9 protein-coding genes and 1 pseudogene are annotated in these 18,720 nt (G+C 34.1%); 7 read left to right on the top strand and 3 right to left on the bottom strand.

The window, feature by feature from the left end; all coding sequences use genetic code 11:
* Positions 1-2: 2 nt before the first annotated feature.
* A complete protein-coding gene (galK, locus tag CELAL_RS02290; RefSeq protein ID WP_013549297.1) occupies positions 3-1,133 on the bottom strand; it encodes a galactokinase in 1,131 nt (376 codons plus the stop codon).
* A 73-nt stretch (positions 1,134-1,206) separates the two neighbouring features.
* On the opposite strand from galK, the gene CELAL_RS02285 reads away from it, so the two are divergent.
* Positions 1,207-1,908: an NUDIX hydrolase gene (locus CELAL_RS02285; protein ID WP_041557897.1), complete on the top strand. Its 702-nt coding sequence runs from the start codon at positions 1,207-1,209 to the stop codon at positions 1,906-1,908.
* On the opposite strand, the gene CELAL_RS02280 is transcribed toward CELAL_RS02285, so the two are convergent.
* Positions 1,905-3,236: a sugar MFS transporter gene (locus CELAL_RS02280; protein WP_013549295.1), complete on the bottom strand. Its 1,332-nt coding sequence runs from the start codon at positions 3,234-3,236 to the stop codon at positions 1,905-1,907. The genes CELAL_RS02285 and CELAL_RS02280 overlap by 4 nt on opposite strands.
* 237 nt (positions 3,237-3,473) lie before the next feature.
* Between CELAL_RS02280 and CELAL_RS02275 the strand changes: the two genes are divergently transcribed.
* The 3 genes from CELAL_RS02275 to CELAL_RS02265 all read left to right on the top strand — a co-directional run bounded on the left by CELAL_RS02275 (position 3,474) and on the right by CELAL_RS02265 (position 11,772).
* Positions 3,474-6,545, top strand: a complete 3,072-nt coding sequence (locus CELAL_RS02275; protein ID WP_148229649.1) for a SusC/RagA family TonB-linked outer membrane protein — start codon at positions 3,474-3,476, stop codon at positions 6,543-6,545.
* Positions 6,546-6,561: 16 nt separating this feature from the next.
* Positions 6,562-8,121 (top strand): RagB/SusD family nutrient uptake outer membrane protein, encoded by a 1,560-nt coding sequence (locus CELAL_RS02270; protein ID WP_013549293.1) that lies wholly within the window; start codon positions 6,562-6,564, stop codon positions 8,119-8,121.
* 132 nt (positions 8,122-8,253) lie between these two features.
* Positions 8,254-11,772, top strand: a complete 3,519-nt coding sequence (locus CELAL_RS02265; RefSeq protein ID WP_013549292.1) for a VCBS repeat-containing protein — start codon at positions 8,254-8,256, stop codon at positions 11,770-11,772.
* A 29-nt stretch (positions 11,773-11,801) separates the two neighbouring features.
* Here the strand turns inward: CELAL_RS02265 and CELAL_RS02260 are convergent.
* Positions 11,802-12,809 (bottom strand): annotated as a pseudogene (locus tag CELAL_RS02260) (alpha-hydroxy-acid oxidizing enzyme); the annotation flags it as partial.
* Positions 12,810-12,825: 16 nt separating this feature from the next.
* On the opposite strand from CELAL_RS02260, the gene CELAL_RS02255 reads away from it, so the two are divergent.
* From CELAL_RS02255 to CELAL_RS02245, 3 genes are all read left to right on the top strand, one after another.
* Complete coding sequence (locus tag CELAL_RS02255; RefSeq protein WP_052303971.1) at positions 12,826-13,530, top strand: hypothetical protein; 705 nt, start codon at positions 12,826-12,828, stop codon at positions 13,528-13,530.
* Positions 13,531-13,597: 67 nt separating this feature from the next.
* Entirely contained in the window at positions 13,598-17,632 is a 4,035-nt protein-coding gene (locus tag CELAL_RS02250) for a hybrid sensor histidine kinase/response regulator transcription factor (RefSeq protein ID WP_013549291.1), read from the top strand.
* A gap of 143 nt (positions 17,633-17,775) precedes the next feature.
* A complete protein-coding gene (locus CELAL_RS02245; RefSeq protein ID WP_013549290.1) occupies positions 17,776-18,654 on the top strand; it encodes an inositol oxygenase family protein in 879 nt (292 codons plus the stop codon).
* The last annotated feature ends 66 nt before the right edge of the window (positions 18,655-18,720 follow it).

The raw sequence follows: 18,720 nt of genomic DNA, 5'->3' as shown, positions 1-18,720 counted from the left end.
AATTATAGTGTTTTAAGCATAGTACCGTGAGCTGGCATGGCAATATATGCGTCTAATTCAATATTAAATTTTGATTTGTAAGCGCTAGCAATTTCAGAGATGTAGTCTTCAATGGCATCTTTATGAATTAAATTGATGGTACAACCGCCAAAACCACCTCCCATCATTCTAGAGCCAAGTATAAAATCTTTAGCACGAGAATAGGCAACCATAAAATCTAATTCAGGACAACTTACTTCATATTTGTGTTGTAAACCGTCATGAGACCCATACATTAAGGTGCCAAAAGAAGTTAAATCTCCTTGGGTAAGTGCTTCTGAGGCATGTAATACACGTTCATTTTCTTCAATGATATATGCGCACCTATCAAAAACTGTTGCGGTAATAGTATCTTTTACCGCTTCTAGCATTGATGCATCTACATCTCGTAGGGATACAACAGATGGGTTTAATGTTTTAATTGCTTCAACCCCGGTACTACATTCTGCTAATCTTGTATTGTATTCGCTATCTGCAAGGCTATGAGAAATTTTCGTATTTAATAAAAGTAATTTGTAGTCTCCTAGGTGTAAAGGGATGTATTCAGAGGCTAAGCTTCTGCAATCTAATTTAATTACATATCCAGATTTGCTCATTACAGATGCATATTGATCCATAATACCGCATTTAGTACCTACGTAATTATGTTCTGCAGCACGGGATAGATGAACAATTTGAATTTTGGATAATCCCAAATCAAACAATTCGTTCAAACCAAAAGCTAGTCCGCATTCTAAGGCGGCAGAAGAGCTTAACCCAGATCCTATAGGAAGCGTACTACTCAAAACACAATCAAAACCTTCCAGTTTATCTGTTAGTTGTTGTATTTCATGTAAAACACCTAGAATGTAATTTTCCCAACTTTCAGTACTAGGACTAATATTGTTTAATGAAAAAGTAATATTTTTTTCATTATCTAAACTATAAACATTACAATCCGCGCTGTTATTTTTTCGTAGTTTTAGCGTGATTTTCTTATCAATTGCTGTTGGTAATACATAACCAAGGTTATAATCAGTATGTTCACCAATTAAATTAATACGTCCAGGCGATTCAACAATTAAGTCTGGGGTAAAGTTGATATAGAAGCTCATAATTCAGGAATTAGAATCACAAATATAATAAATGTATTTATTACATTTATTATATTTGGTAAAAAATTTTCATTTGGAAGAAAGTAGATATGCATTGGCATCTAAATTATATGTAGCGGTAGATTGTATAATTTTTGGTTTTGATGACGGAGAACTAAAGATATTAGTATTTAATAGACAAGTAGCGCCTTTAAAAGGAATGTGGTCGCTTATAGGTAGTTTCGTTTTAATCAATGAATCTGCTGAAGCTGCAGGTAAGAGGGTTTTAAAAGATTTTACGGGATTAGATGATATTTTTATGGAAGAATTGAAAACATATTCTGATGTAGCGAGAGACTCTGGAGCACGTTGTATTTCAATAGGGCAGTATGCGCTGATACGGTTAACCGAAAAAAACACCAATTTAGCTGCTAAGTATGGTGCTAAATGGTTTGAAGTTTCAAAAGTGCCAGATTTAGTTTTAGATCATAACCAAATGGTAGCTGATGGGTTACAGCGATTAAGAAATGTTGCCCAGTTTTACCCTATTGGCTTAGAGTTACTTCCAAAGAAATTTACGATCCCACAACTTCAAAAGTTGTATGAAGAAATTTTTCAAAAAAAAATGGATACACGTAACTTTAGAAAGAAACTCTTATCGCTGAATATTCTTATTCAATTAGATGAAAAAGATAAATCTGGTTCTAAAAAAGGAGCTTTTTTATATGAATTTGATTATGCGAAATATAGAAAATTAAAAAATAAAGGATTTAGCTTTTCACTTTTCAAAGTTTAATTATTTTCTAATCCTCGCTTATGACCCCAGAAGGCATAATAAAGAATAAATACATAACATGGTACTAGTATCCAATAGCCAAAGGTTGCTGCTTGAGCGGTAGCGGAAGCTTCGGTTATAGCAGAGGCTACATAGGCTTCTTTTTTATGATCAACTAATGCTCCATATAGTAAAGGTAATATGGCCCCTCCAGATATGGCCATAATTAATAATGCAGCACCTCTTTCTGTGAATTTTCCTAAACCGGTTAATGCTAAAGGCCAAATGGCAGGCCAAACTAAGGCATTTGCAATTCCTAAAGCGGCCACAAAAAGAACAGAGATAAAACCAGAGGTACTTACAATACATAAGGAAAATACAATACCTATAATAGCACTTGCACGAAGTGCAAAAGCCTGACTTATGATTTTAGGAATAAGGGCAACACCAAGAGCATAAGTGGCCACCATAGCCATTAGGGTAAATAGGGTAAAAAATTTAGCACGTTCTACAGGAATATCTAATGATATCCCGTATGCTATAATAGTATCTCCTGCAATAACTTCAACACCAACATATAGGAATAAAGCAAAAACACCCAACCATAAATGTGGAAATTGAAAAATACTTGTTTTTGTTTTATGACCTTCCTTTGGTACTTCTATAGGCTGTGCGGTTACATTTGGTAAAGGAGCTTTTAAAATTAGTAGTCCTAATATAAAAAGTACTATTGCCATAATAATATAAGGTATTACCACACTATCTGCCATCGTATTGAGTACCGTTATTTTTTCTTCAGCACTAACGGTTGCTAATTGTTCTTTAACCCCTCCTATTCCAGATAATAGAATAGCTCCAAAAATAACTGAGCCCAATCCTCCAGCTACTTTGTTCGCAATTCCCATAATTGCAATTCTCTTAGCGGCACTATCTATAGGCCCTAAAATGGTTATGTATGGGTTAGAGGCAGTTTGTAAAAGTGTCATTCCTGCGCCTTGTATAAAGATTCCAGTTAAGAAAATCCAATAGGTTCTAGCCTCTGCTGCAGGAATAAAAACCAAAGCCCCTACGGCCATAATGATTAATCCAAGAGACATTCCTTTTTTATATCCAATCTTTTTTAAGATATAAGAAGCTGGTAATGCCATGACCACAAATGAAATATAAGATGCCGAAGCCACTAAATAAGATTGTGTATCTGTCAGTTCGTTGATGGTTTTCATAAATGGAATTAAAGCTCCATTGATCCATGTAACAAATCCGAAAATGAAAAATAACCCAGCAATAATAGCTATAGGGACTAACGTGTTATTTTTAGGAGTAGTTGATGCGGGCTGGTTTGTGGTCATATCAGAAGTAAGTTTTTCTTTTTTTTGGCTGGTGTTAAAGCTACAAAAAACAATGTAATAGAAAACATGTTGTGTTTTTTTAAATAATAATTGAGATCAAATCATTCTATCTCATTATTCCATGTAGGCCAAGGACTACAGCAGCTTTTAAACATTTGTTCTAGTTTAATAATCATCTATTACCTAAGAATCATTTTAATATTTTGAATTTGCAGATTCAACTAACAACTTAAAATTATGAGTAAAATAATGATGTTAAAAGAAGGGCGAAGCCTTAGCAGGTACTTAAGTGCATTGCTGCTATTTTTTGCTTTTATGAGTATGAATGGGCAATCAAAAACGGTCACAGGAGTAGTATCCGATGCAAACGGGCCATTGCCAGGAGTTAACGTAATTGTTAAAGGAACCAGTAATGGTACCCAAACAGATTTTGATGGTAATTTTACACTTACCTCAGTGTCCTCAGGAGAGGTATTGCTTTTTACGTATATAGGATACAAGAAAAGCGAAGTTACCGTGGGTAGTTCTTCTAATCTAGCAGTTACTTTAGAAGAAGATACGCAAGCTTTAGATGAGGTTGTAGTCGTTGGGTATGGGACGCAGAAAAAATCAGATTTAACAGGTTCTGTTGGGCAGGTTGATGGAGATGATATTGATAAGTACACCTTTTCTGATGCATCCCAAGCCTTACAAGGTAGAGTAGCGGGTGTAAATGTAGAAGCTAATGGTGGTGCTCCTGGAGCTAATGCCATTGTAACCATTAGAGGGGCAAGCACATTATCAGATGTAGGCCCGCTTTATGTGATTGATGGTATGTTCACAGACAACATGAATTCTTTAAACCCTGCAGATATAGCAACAATTTCTGTATTAAAAGATGCTTCTGCTGCTGCAATTTACGGTTCAAGAGCTGCAAATGGGGTAATTCTTATTACCACTAAAAAAGGTGCAATTGGTAAAGTAGGGGTAGATTTAGATTACAGTTATGGGTTTCAGCAGTCCGTTAATAAATTGGACTGGGCTAATGCAAGGCAATATGCAGACATCGTAAATCGTGCAAGAGATAACGATGGTAACCCTAGATTTCCAGCAAACGATTCGCAATTTAATCCTAATATCAATAGTGATATTCAAGAAGCAAATTTAAGAACGGCACCTATATTAAACGCGAATGCAAGAATTTATGGAGGTAGCGAAAATGTACGTTTTAGCCTTTCGTTAAACCATTTAGAACAAGATGGTATAATTAAAGAGTCTGATTATACAAGAACAACAGTACGATCTAATGCAACCTTAAATTTTGGAAAGTTTAAATTAGAAAATACCATAGGCTTAACCAGGTCTATTGATAATCCTAATACCTATTTTAATAAAGAGAGAGATCTTTTGCCAACTATTAATATTTATGACGCAAACGGAAATTTTAGTGCTAGTGATATTCCAGATGTAGACGGAGCTCCTACTTTAGCTTCTTATTACGGTATAGGGAATATAGGAAACTCTTTAGCGCTTGCAAGTCTAGAAGACAGAACAGTTACAAGTAATTCTATTTTAGGAAGTATAGCTGCTTCTTATGAGATTTTTGATGGCTTAACGTATAAACTAAATTTAGGTTTAGATGCATCGTTCACTAATAATTATAGATTTACACCAACCTACCTCTTAAATGCAGGTACGGTAGGAAATCAGCAATTTGCAGAATTAAGAGAAACAAATAACAATTTTATTTCTTCTTTAATAGAGCATACCTTGGCTTACAATAAACTTATAGGTAAGAGTAATGTAAATGCAATTATTGGGTATACAGATCAGGTTTCTAATACACGATCTTTAGGTGTTGTGGCTAGAGGGTTTCCTTCAAATGATGTTCGTGTAGCTTCTGCGGCGGAAGATAGAGCAGAAATGCCATCATTAGATTTAACTAAAGCAATTCGTTCTTATTTTGGTAGAGTAAGTTATACTTATGATAGTAGGTATTTGTTAACCGCTACCGTACGTCGTGATGGGTCTTCATTATTTAAAGATGGCTTACGTTGGGGTACTTTTCCTTCTGTAGCTGTTGGATGGAATATCAGTAATGAAAAATTTATGGAAGATGTTACGGCCATTTCTAACTTAAAAATAAGAGCTAGTTACGGTGAAGTAGGTTCAGATAACGTATCTATCTATGCTATTAGCCCAGAATTGAACTTAAACAGTGAATATCCTTTAGGTACAGATCAAGAAAGACAAACTGGATACTCCATTACCAAAGGTGTAAATGATGATATTACTTGGGAAACCAGTAAGACTACAGATATAGGTTTAGAATTTGCAACGTTCAATAATAAGTTGCGTTTTACGATGGATTATTTTAATAAGAAGTCTGAAGATGTATTAGTAGAACTTGCTTTACCATTATATACTGGGTTTGGTAATAGAGTACCTTTCAATACGGCAAGTATTACCAATAAAGGTTTTGAGTTTTTAGCAGACTATTCTGATAATGTAGGGGAGTTAAACTTTAATATAAGTGGAAACTTTACGGTATTGAGTAACGAGGTAACTACGTTGGGTGATGCTACTCCAATTATAGAAGGACAGTTTACTTCAAACGGTTTAAAAGGCACAAAAACTGATGTTGGGCAGCCCGTATCATCTTTCTTTGGGTATGTTACCGACGGTATCTACCAAACAGATGCAGAAGCTGCAGCGGCTAATGATTCTTTCAGCCCACAGGCAGGAGATATTCGTTTCAAAGATTTAAATGAAGATGGTCAGATAGATACGGAAGATCAACAATTTTTAGGAAATCCTTCTCCAGATTTAAATTATGGAATTAATATTTCAGCAGATTACAAAGGGTTTGATATTAATTTATTTTTTAATGGTGTTGCGGGTAATAAAATATTGAACTCAAATTTATACCGTGGTTATTTTGATACAGAGGGTAACTATTTAGCAGGTGCTTTAAATGCTTGGACGCCACAAAACACAGCATCTACTATTCCTAGAAATACATTGTTAGATCCTGGATTTAATAGACGTATGTCAGATTTTTACTTAGAAAAAGGAGACTATATTAGATTGCGTAATGTACAACTTGGTTTCAAACTTCCTGAAGATGTTATCAATTCTGTAGGCTTATCTAAGCTTAGATTGTATGTATCTGCTAGTAATTTATTTACCATCACAGACTATTCAGGATATTATCCAGAAGTGGGTAGAAATAATAGAGGAGGTTCAAGAAGAATCTTTAGTTCTGGTGTAGATGAAGGTGCTTACCCAACAGCAAGATCATTTCAATTAGGTATACAAGCATCATTTTAATCATAAAATTAATAACATGAAAAAAAGAAATATAAAAGCAAGCTTGTATTTATCACTGTTCGTTATGGCAGTCGTAATATACGGTTGTAGAAAAAACGAGATATTAGATACTGAAAATCCAAATGCGGTAACTCCTGATTCATTTTGGAATACAGAAGAAGATGCCGTTAAAGGTATCGTGGGCGCCTATAGTCCGTTTACACATATATGGTATTACAGTCGTTTTGAAATCTTCTTATCAGATTATAGAGATGATGTTGTAAATGCTTTTGGAACATCGGAGCGTACGGCTGCGGGTTCTTTTAACGGGGTGTCAACATCAAACGGAGCATTTTGGGTATGGAGTACTATGTTTCAGGGTATAACTAGAGCAAATGAAGTATTAGCCAATGTTCCAGAAATTGAAATGAATGGAGATACAAAGAACAATATCTTAGGTGAAGCGTATTTCATCAGAGCATTTAACTATTTTAATTTATTAAATAATTGGAAAAATGTGCCTTTGATTACAGATCCAATTAGTGAATTAGAAAACCCTAAAAGCTTGTTGCAAGAAGATCCTGCAAAAGTTTGGGCACAAATAGAATCAGATTTAATGAATGCAGAGGAGCTGTTACCAGATTCTTGGCCTACTCAATATACTGGTAGAGTTACTGCTGGTGCAGCAATAGGTTTATTAGGTAAAGTGTATTTATATCAAGGAAAAGATTCTGAGGCTAAAACAGAGTTTTTAAAAATTATGGATGGCCGTTATGAGTTAATGGCAGACTATTCAGCAAACTTCACACAAGCTTTTGAAAACAATAAAGAATCATTATTTGAAATTCAATTAGTGAATGACGGTAGCCAAGGTTGGGGTGGTGATGCTCCTGGTACAGGTAAAGGTGCAGCCTTTCATCCAGATATAGCACCTAAAGGATTTACAGGTCAAGATGGGATGCGTATTAATCAATGGGTATTAGATTTATTTCTAGACGAGCGCACGGTGAATGATGAAATAGACCCTAGAGCTTTTACAACATTATTTTTTGACACAGATGAGGTTACTAATTATGAAGGTAAGGAGTTAAAATCTGTGACTTATGGGGAAAAAAGCTACCAAGATGTATACCCAGGTGAAGATGGTGTTTGGGGTAACAAATGGTTAGATATAGCGTTTGGAGAATATACAGGCTCTCAAGATAAAGGATGGCATCAATCTGGTAATAACTTAAGATTATTACGTTATTCTGATATTCTTTTAATGTTTGCAGAAGCAGAATTTAATTTAAGCGGTTCTTCACAACCTGCATTGGATGCAATCAATGAAGTGAGAGCAAGAGTAGATATGCCTGCATTCACGAGCATTACCATGCAAGACATTGAAGACGAAAGAGTAAAAGAACTTAGTTTAGAAAGAACACGTTATTTTGATTTATTACGATGGGACAAAGTGCAATCTCGTATTGTTGCTAATCCAGAATTTAAATCTGAAAGTGGTGGAACATCATCTTACAAGCCTGGGAAAGAATATATCGATATTCCTCAGAATGAAATTGATGCAAATCCTAATTTCAAACATAATCCTGGATACTAATTTGTCTGTTTTATAACTGCGTTCATTTCTAAAGAACACAGGAGAATATTTTTTATTCAATAAAGAGGGACTATTTTTATAGTCCCTCTTCGTTTTTACGAAGCGTTTATCAACCTAAAACCAATCTAATCTATGTGGATTAAAAAGCTTTTTCTTTTAATCGGAATAGGAACCGTTTTATATTCTTGTACTACAGAAGTAAAACAATTTGAATTAATTGAAGCAGAGGACTCTGGCATTGAATTTGTCAATAAAATTCAAGAATTAGATACCTTACATTATTTCAATTTTCCATACATGTATAATGGAGGAGGCGTAGGGGTGGCCGATTTTAATAATGACGGATTAGAAGATGTTTTCTTTTCGGGGAACATGGTATCCTCTAAATTGTACATCAATAAAGGCAGTTTTAAATTTGAGGACCACACTCAAAAAGCAGGTCTAGAAACCAACGTATGGGTCATGGGAATTTCTATTATCGATATCAACCAAGATGGTTGGCAAGATATTTATTTAAGCGTTGGTGGTCATGCAAGAGGAGTAAAGCGCAAGAATAAATTATTTGTAAATAATGGCGACCTTACATTTACAGAAATGGCAGGTGAATATGGTCTAGATGATGACGGCCATTCTACTCAAGCTGCGTTTTTTGATATGGATAATGATGGTGATTTGGATATGTATCTCTTAACCCATGCCAATGAACCTACAGCGAATATTGATAAAATTTATACGCTTACCGATGGTACGGGCCCCAGTACAGATCGGTTATATGAAAATATAGGAATTGAAAATGGACATCCAAAGTATCAAAATAGTTCTACAAAAGCAGGCGTAACTATTGAAGGGTATGGTCTTGGAGTATCTGTTACTGATATCAATCAAGATGGTTGGTTAGATCTCTATATTACAAATGATTTTATTGCTGATGACATTCTGTATGTAAACAACCAAGACGGGACTTTTACAAACAAAGCAAAAGAGTACTTTAAACAAACAAGTAGAAATAGTATGGGTATTGATGCTGCCGATATTAATAATGATGACCTTATAGACTTTATAACCTTAGATATGCTTCCTGAAAGTAATCTTAGGAAAAAAACAATGACCTCTAACATGAATCATGAACATTATAAAGATGTTTTAAAGAATGATTTCTCACCTCAATTTATTCGAAATGCATTGCAATTGAATAGAGGGCAAGGCGCAAATAACCACCCTGTGTTTAGTGAAGTAGGACGCTTGGCAGGCGTATATGAAACAGATTGGAGTTGGTCTCCTTTAATTGCCGATTTTGATAATGACGGACAAAAAGATGTATACATTACCAATGGTTTTATGCGGGATATTACTGATCATGATTTTCAGGAATATTCAAGTCAGTCTAACGTTTTTGTCAAAGGTACCGGGAAGTTGTCCAAAGAGGATTTACTAAAAAAGCTTAAAAATTTAGAAAGCGTTTACTTGCCTAATTATATGTTTCAAAATAATGGCAATCTAAGCTTTACAAATCATACGGAAGATTGGGGAATGAATCAGGCCTCACTTTCTAATGGTTCTGCTTATGCCGATTTTGATAATGATGGCGATTTAGATCTTGTTATGAATACCATAAATAGTACGCCGTTAGTATATAAAAATAATAGCAGACAACTAAATAAGAATCATTATCTGAAACTACAACTAAAAGCAGATAAAGGAAATAGAGATGCTGTAGGAGCGCAGCTAACTCTTTTTATGCCTAACGATACAAAGATTCATCAAGAAATTACACCTATACGGGGGTACTTATCTACATCATCGGTAAAAGCTACTATTGGTGTAGGTACTATTTCAAAGATTGATTCTGTGCATATTAAATGGCCTGGAGGTACTTTTGAGAGATTGGGGAGCTTACAAATAGATACATTGTATACCGTAGTAAAGGGAGAAAATGAGTCGCTTAATTTTCCCGTATTACAGTCTAAAAATTTCTTAGTATCAGAGATTAGTGCTGCTTTAAATTTTGAATATACTCATATAGAGAATGAAGCAAATGACTTTAGGCATGAACCCTTACTTTTACACTTAAATGACTATTTTGGACCGGGAATAGCTGTGGGAGATATTAATGGCGATGGTACGGATGATGTATATATTGGTGGCGCACGAAACCAAAAAGGAGCTTTTTTGATTCAGAAAGACGGGAAATTTAGTACCCATGAATTAGTAGATTCTGAAAAGTACGAGGATCTAGGAGCACTGTTTTTTGATGCAGATCAAGATGGCGATTTAGACCTTTATGTGGTCAGTGGCGGGAGTTCTGTAAAGTACTATGATAAAGGGCATTATCAAGATAGGTTATATAAGAATGATGGTAAGGGTAATTTTGTTTTTGATAAAGAAGCATTACCCCTATTAAAGGCGAGCGGTTCTTGTGTGGTTGCATCAGATTTTGATGATGATGGAGATTTAGATCTATTTGTAGGTGGAGCCGTAGAGCCAGATAATTTTCCTCTAAGTCCTAATAGTTATTTGTTAGAAAATAATGAAGGTAAATTTACAGACGTGACCTACAAAGCACCAGGATTACAAAATGTAGGTATGGTAAGAGCTGCTTTATGGAGCGACTATGACAATGACAATGATTTAGATTTACTGTTGGCAGGGGAGTGGATGCCGCTTGTAATTTATAAAAATACAGCTGGGAGTTTTGAAAGGGTTACAAATACTACATTAAATGAGTACTCCGGAATGTGGAATAGCATTACTGGAGCAGATTTTGATAGCGATGGAGACATTGATTACATTGCAGGTAATTTAGGGGCCAACACAGCCTATAAAGCAAGCAAAGAGCAACCTTTGCGTATGTATGCTAAAGATTTTGATCAGAATAGTAGTATGGACCCTATAATAACTAGGTATATTCAAGATGTTGAGGTTCCTATTGCTCCAAGAGGGGCCTTAGGCGGACAACTACGGCAATTGTATAAAACGTTTCCTTCTTATAGTACGTATGCCAATGCGAGTAGTGCAGATTTTTTAGCTGTTTTAGATACTACGGGTATGGCTGTTTTTGAAGCCAATTATACTAACTCTAGTTATCTTGAGAATTTAGGGGATGGAAATTTTAAGGTTACACCATTACCTCTAGAAGCGCAGTTTGCGCCATTATTTGGAGTACAGGTTTTTGATATAAACCAAGATGGAAACCTTGATGTCTTAGGGGTTGGGAATTATTATGAGACGGAAGTAATTTCGGGAAGATATGATGCTGGTAAGGGTATTGTCTTGTTAGGCGATGGTGAAGGGGGCTTTTCTAGTGAAACGCTAAACACTACAAATTTTCTGGTAGATAGTGATGCCAAAGCGTTAGCACTATTAAAGATTGAAGACCGTATGAGTTGGGTGGCTACGAGTAGTGCAGGTAAAACTCTAGTGTTTGCTCTCACGGATAGTTTAAACAATCAACATATTGATTTTGAAAGAGAGGAGCAATATGCATTAATTTATAAAAAAAATGGTACAATAGAAAAGCAAGAAAATTATAAAGGTTCTGGGTATCTTTCACAATCATCGCAAATAGTTTTTTGCAATGTTGCTATGGTAACTAAGATAGAATTCTATAAAGAAAATGGAAGTTTAGAAAGAACTTATTCTCAAAATAAATAAGTTCTTTAAACTTCGGTTTAAAAAAGGTTTTATTTAATTAAATGTTTTTTGAAATCAGTGACATCCTCACAGCAAATTTGTTCCATAACTTGCTGTAGTTCTGTTTTTAATAAAGAGATGGTATGATCTCCACCTTGTTTTCCTAGGGCTGCAACACCGTACATAAACGAACGACCCATAAAAGTAAATGCAGCTCCAGAAGCCATGGTTCTTGCTACATCAGGCCCAGAACGTATACCGCTATCCATCATCACGGTAATTTCATGACCATATTTCTCTGCGATTCTAGTTAATGGTTTTATGGTAGACTCTCCAGCATCTAGCTGTCTGCCGCCGTGGTTAGAGACAATTAAGCCATCTAAACCTAGTTGGATAGCTTTTTCTGCATCGGCTTCATTAGCGACACCTTTAAGCACTAATTTACCAGGCCACATATCGCGAATGGGTTTTATTTTTTCTTCATTAAGCCTACCCGTAAAAGTCTGATCCATGAATTTGCCTAATTGTCTTAAATCTAAGTTTTTAGGCATATATGGTTTTAAGGTTTCAAAACTTGGTTGCCCATGTTTTAAAGTTTCTAAAGCCCAATGTGGTTTGCCTAAAACTTGTAATATATTTTTAAATGACATTTTTGGAGGCATGGCTAGGCCATTTCTAATATCTCTTGGTCTAAAACCGAAGGTAGGTACATCACAGAGAATAACTAGAACAGGGCATTCTGCTTCTGCGGCTCTTTTAATTATATCATCTCTCAATCTATTTTCAGTAGGGTGGTATAATTGAAACCAAGCATTACCTTCTGTAATCTCAGCAATTCTTTCTATACTACTCGTAGAGACCGTACTTAATACAAAAGGTACGTTGTGTTCAAATGCAGCCTTTGCCAAAATTTCTGGAGCATTTGGCCACATTAATCCTTGCAAGCCTACCGGTGCTATCCCAAATGGAGCATCGTAAGTTTTTCCAAAGAGTTCAGTTTTCATGGAAGAACCACTGTGCTTGCTTAAGTAAGAAGGTAATAATTCTACTTTTCGGATTCATTTTGGAGGTCATATGCATATTAATGATACTGGAGTAAGAACAAGCGATAAAGGCAATACCTTATTTAATATTCAAACGCCTTCATTAGCAGCATATGCTCCAGGCTATAAAATATTAAAGATTCATTCTAAAACGGAGTTTGAAGTAGAAACGGTAGTGATACAGTCCGCAAAAAACTTCAATAGTTTGTTTCCATTATATGAACAAGAATATGCTTATTTAAAAGAAACGGGAGCAAAAAATATATGGGATAAGACTATATTGACTACCAAAAATTACAAAGATTTTACGAAATGGCATTTGATGGAATTAGTACGACTCCGGTTTTTGCCTGATGATTGGCCAAAAGAATTTTCAGAAGCTGTTTTAAGAAAATCGGGAGCAGAATTAATGGTGGTACAATCGGATCATCCTGAAAATATAAAAGCGCAATTAAAAGTTGATAATTTAGTTTTAGAAGATTTTGAAACGTGGACAGGTTTTGATATGATTTACGATTTTTATAGATTAAGAAGTGCAGATGAACTGGCACTTTCTGATATTGGTGCTAATCGCTTAAAACAATATGAGTTTGTATGCCAGCAATTTAAAAAATCAGAAAATAAGACATATCAGCTTTGGGCTCAAATATTTGAAAAAACCAGAAAAGGACAACCTGCTAATCATTTTAAGATAGACTTAAAGTCAGACAAGATAACTAGGATTGAGTCCAAATAATAAGGGGGTATTTCAATTCGCTTTTGTAAATTTAGCATTAACTCAACTTAAGTATTAAAATCAATAGATGCGAAACATTGTTGCGATAACATTTTTTGTACTATTTTCTGTTTTGTGCAGTAATGCACAGAATATAAAATTTGAACATTATAATGATGATAGCGGATTGTCACATAATTCGGTGCGTCATATTGTTCAGGATAAATATGGTTTTTTATGGTTAGGTACTTTTTCTGGCTTGAATAGGTTTGATGGGTACGAGTTTAAATCTTATTTGAGTACCTCTACAGGAAGTAATAAAATTTATAACGATGATATTACTGCGCTAGTCTTAGATGAAGATAATAATAACTTATGGGTTGGAACTAGAAATGGCTTAACCCTTTTTAAAACAGATACACAGACCTTTACTACCTATTTACCAGAAAAGGATAACCCAAATAGTTTGCCGGATGCGGAAATAAGATCGGTATATGTAGATAAATTTAAACGGGTTTGGGTAGGTACAAAAACAAAAGGCCTTTACATTTTTAATCCTGAAGAGGAAAGTTTCAAAAAAGTTGAAATAGATAATTTTAACTATGTAAAAGAAATTTTTGAAGATAAAAACGGCTATATATGGGTAGGAAGTTATGGTACTGGTGGTGTAGCAAAAATTACTTTAGATACAAACGGTGAAATTGCTCAAAAAGTAACGTATACACTTTCTATTCCTAATTCTATTGAAAAAAATCCATACTTAAATTTCATCTATGAAGATGCTAAGTCTGATATATTTATTGGTACTAGAGAAGGCTTGTATAAACTTAATAAAACAACGAACGAATTTTTAAACCTTGAAATTGATGATGTAGAGGTTAAAGATAGTTTAGGGCCTTATTTTTTATCGGTCATACAGGCGCCAGATGGCAGGTACTGGTTGGGTACTTTAGGAGGTGTAATTGTTTGCAACCAATTAGAAGATATTAGTAAAGGCGAATTTAAATGGCATTATTCTGTTTTGCCTGATGATAATTCATTGGTAGATAATTTGGTTTCAGCTTTATATTTTGATGCTTCAGGAATTTTATGGATTGGTACAGAAGACGGCTTAGATAAATACGACCCTTTTGAAAATCAGTTTAATATTAATAAAGACATATCACTTCATATTAATAATCAAGTACCAAGAATTCGAGGCTTTAATAAAACCTATGATGGTAAGGTTATCGTAGCTACGCGTCATAACGGATTGTTTATTTCAGATGAAGATAGTTTTGCACCTTTATATAACAATCAGAAAGATATTGCGAGTATCTATTCTTTAGATGGAGAAGTATTTTATTGTGGTTTATGGAACGGGAAATTACTAGTCTATGATTACAAAAAAAATACTTCAAAAGTAGTTAGTGTAGGTTTTGAACAATCACCCATTTTTGCATTTGAAAACTTAGAAGATAATAAATTAATTATAGGTTCTTTTGGAGAAGGTGCTGTTATTTTTAATACAGAAACTCTTAAAAAAGAAGAGGGTACTAAAACGCTATTGAAAGGATTTCAGATTAATGAAATTATTACAGAAACGGATACACTTATCTGGTTTGCGACAGAGACTGGAGTTGTAAAATATGAACGAGGATCAGATTCTTTTGAATTCTACAAGAGATCTCTAACAAATAATGAAAGTTTACCACATGATAATGTAAGTGATATTATGTTTGATAATGAGGGTAAATTATGGGCAGCAACTAGGCAGGGAATTAGTTGGTTTAAGCCTGAAAGTAATAATTTTATACCGTTAAAAGAACCAAAAGAGCTTCAAGGAAAATGGGTGACCGATATGCTTACCGATGCGAATGGGGATATATGGTTAAACATGAATAACAATAGTGTTGCAAGATTAAAGTCTAACCTAAAAAGTTATAATATTTATAATGTAAACAGTGGTAATCGTCTAGATGTTTTTAGTTCAAGTGGATTTTATAATTTTGGAAATTCTAATATTTATTTAGGAGGTAAAAACGGAATTATATATTTCTCACCCTACACCATTAGAGAAAATCAAATAGCTCCAGAACCGGTAATTACAGAATTTAAAATCCAGAATGAAGTAGTGTATCCTGGAACAGAAATTAATGATCAAATACCTCTAGAAAAAGATATAAATGAAGCTAGAAACATCGTTTTAAATTATAAAAACAGAAACTTTTCGTTACAATTTTCGATGCCATCCTATGCAAATGAAAAACTGAATAAGTTTGAATATATGTTAGAGGGTTTTGATGATAATTGGATTCCGACAACGAGTAATTCTAGGACCGTACAGTATACTAATTTATTTCCTGGCGATTATGTTTTTAAAATAAAATCTAGCAATAGTGATGGTTTTTGGAGTGATGAAGTGTCTTACCTTATTAAAATAGAACCTCCTTTTTGGCTAACCTACCAAGCATTACTTTTAGTTTTCGTGCTTCTAATTAGTATTGGTTATTTAATTAGAAGAGATATGAAAAATAGGCTTCGATTAAAGCAAGAATTAGTCACCGAAAAAGTAAACAGGGAGCGCGATGTAAAATTGAATAATGAAAAACTCCGTTTTTTTACCAATATCTCGCATGAACTGAGAACACCTTTAACGTTAATATTAGGCCCGGCAAAACAATTGCTAGAAGAGGCAAATGAGAATAGTAGTGATTATCAAAAAAGTAGGTTTAATCTTATTCATCAAAATGCCAGTAGACTTTTAAATTTAGTGAATCAAGTGCTCGATTTTAGAAAAGCACAAACGGGAGAATTAAAGCTGAAAGTTTCTAAAACGGACATCCTTTTATACACGAAAAACACCTTTGATTCTTTTAAAGAGTTTGCCTATAATAAAAATATAGAGCTGAATTTTAATAGTGAGCATGAAACTCTTTTTGGTTGGATAGATAGAGATAAGTATGATAAGATATTATACAATTTATTATCTAATGCGATAAAATTTACCAATAAGTACGGGCATGTAGATGTTTTTATTCGACTTAAAGGAGAGGCTAGCGAAGTGCTGGTTATAGAAGTGAGTGATGATGGTATCGGGATACCATTAAAGAGCCAAGAAAAAATATTTAATAGATTTTATCAAGCTACCAATAGTAAAGAAAATAACACAGGTTCGGGTATTGGTTTATCTTTAGTCAAATCATTAGTAGAGTTGCATAAGGGGAATATTAAAGTAGAAAGCGAACCCAACCAGGGAAGTGTTTTTACATTTGAAATCCCTATAAATAGAAAAAGCTATTCTAAAAAGGAAGTTTTTGAGTTTGTTTCTAATACAGAAAAAGAAGAAGTAACTGCATATATTCCCCAAAAGAAAGTAACGACGAATACAGCTATAAAGGAGAAAATACTAGTGATAGAAGATAACACTGAACTCCGAAAGTATTTAATAGATTACCTCTCTGATTATTACAAAGTATATGAAGCTGAAAACGGAGAAGAAGGATTAAAGATTTGTAGAAAAATAAAACCTATGTTGTGCGTAGCAGATGTAATGATGCCTATTATGGGGGGACTTGAATTCTGTAATGAATTAAAAAATGATGAATTTATAAGTCATATTCCTGTAGTGCTATTAACAGCATTATCAGAAAATGAAGACAAAGTAAAGGGGTATGAAGTGGGGGCAGATGCATATTTAGTAAAGCCTTTTGATCCATCGCTCTTAAAGTCTGTTATTGTAAACATTATCAAAACCAGGCTAGAACTAAAGACTAAATTTTCTGATGAAGTAGAAAGTGAAGTTGGTTTGCTAGCCCATTCTCCTATAGATAAAGCGCTGATAGAGCAAATAACAAAACTTATAGAAGAGAATCTAGATAAAGCAGACTTGACTACGACCTATTTATGTCAAGAATTAGGTATGAGCTCTTCAAAATTATACCGAAAAATAAAGGAGCTTACAGACTTAGCTCCTAATGAATTTATTAGAACTATCCGATTAAAGAAATCTGCTCAATTATTGAAAACAAAAAAATACAATGTTTCCGAGGTTACCGATTTAATTGGTTTTAATGACCCGCTTTATTTTAGTCGCTGTTTTAAAAAACAGTTTGGTTTCCCCCCAAGTAAATTGCTGAAATAGTGGGTTTTAGTTTTTTGTTTCTTCTTTAAAAATCCATGTTTTTGGTGTTTTAGTCCATTTGTTTACCGTATTTATATTTTAAATTGCCTAGTGTAATTATGGTTTTAATTACATAGACTCAACATTTAAAATTAAAGATCGTAATGGAAGAATCATTGAATAGCAATCATAAAAATCCAATGGATAACATTGATGATTGGGAAGACAACTTATTAGAACGTTATCCTGATCCTGTAGAAGCTGTAAAAGAAAAAGAAGAGTTTAGGAATTATGTAGATTCTGAAAGGTTAGATACCGTAAAAGAATTCTATAAAATTAACCATCAATACCAAACCTATGATTTTGTTTGTGAGAAGGAAAAAGAGTTTTTAAAATTTGATAAAAGAGAAATGTCTATTTGGGAAGCTTTAGACTTCTTAAACACCCTAGTAGATGATAGTGATCCTGATATTGATTTAGATCAATTACAACATCTTTTACAAACCTCAGAAGCAATTAGAGCAGATGGTCATCCAGACTGGTTTGTACTTACTGGTTTTATTCATGATTTAGGTAAAGTTTTATGTCTTTTTGGAGAACCGCAATGGGCTGTAGTTGGAGATACTTTTCCTGTAGGCTGTGCCTTTTCAGACAAAATTGTATATCCAGATTTCTTTACAGCAAATCCGGATACTATGGATGAGCGCTACAATACCAAATATGGTATTTACGAACCTAATTGTGGTTTAGATCAAGTAAAAATGAGTTGGGGTCATGATGAATATTTATATCAAATACTGAAAGATTATTTGCCAGAACCTGCATTATACATGATTAGATATCATTCTTTTTATTCGCAACATCGCGAAAATGATTACTTGCATTTAATGACCCAAAAAGATATAGAATTGTTTGAGTGGGTAAAAAGGTTTAACCCATACGATCTATATTCAAAAGCACCAGTACCGCCAGATGCAAAAGAATTACTTCCTTACTATAAAGAATTAGTCGCAAAATATTTACCTAAAAAGTTGAGTTTTTAGTGGCGTTACATTTTTAAATTTTGCAATGCTCTAGCATTAAATACTAGCGCATTTTTTTTATTTTTT

Source organism: Cellulophaga algicola DSM 14237 (assembly GCF_000186265.1).
Lineage (GTDB): Bacteria > Bacteroidota > Bacteroidia > Flavobacteriales > Flavobacteriaceae > Cellulophaga > Cellulophaga algicola.
The sequence above is the reverse complement of the archived record's forward strand: the minus strand, read 5'-3'. Positions and strand labels throughout refer to the sequence as shown.

Bases quoted from the DNA above. Each gene is read 5' to 3' on its own strand.
- CELAL_RS02275 (WP_148229649.1), top strand. From the start codon at position 3,474: ATGAGTAAAATAATGATGTTAAAAGAAGGGCGAAGCCTTAGCAGGTAC.
- CELAL_RS02270 (WP_013549293.1), top strand. From the start codon at position 6,562: ATGAAAAAAAGAAATATAAAAGCAAGCTTGTATTTATCACTGTTCGTT.
- CELAL_RS02245 (WP_013549290.1), top strand. From the start codon at position 17,776: ATGGAAGAATCATTGAATAGCAATCATAAAAATCCAATGGATAACATT.
- CELAL_RS02280 (WP_013549295.1), bottom strand. From the start codon at position 3,236: ATGACCACAAACCAGCCCGCATCAACTACTCCTAAAAATAACACGTTA.
- CELAL_RS02250 (WP_013549291.1), top strand. From the start codon at position 13,598: ATGCGAAACATTGTTGCGATAACATTTTTTGTACTATTTTCTGTTTTG.
- CELAL_RS02265 (WP_013549292.1), top strand. From the start codon at position 8,254: ATGTGGATTAAAAAGCTTTTTCTTTTAATCGGAATAGGAACCGTTTTA.
- CELAL_RS02255 (WP_052303971.1), top strand. From the start codon at position 12,826: ATGCATATTAATGATACTGGAGTAAGAACAAGCGATAAAGGCAATACC.
- galK (WP_013549297.1), bottom strand. From the start codon at position 1,133: ATGAGCTTCTATATCAACTTTACCCCAGACTTAATTGTTGAATCGCCT.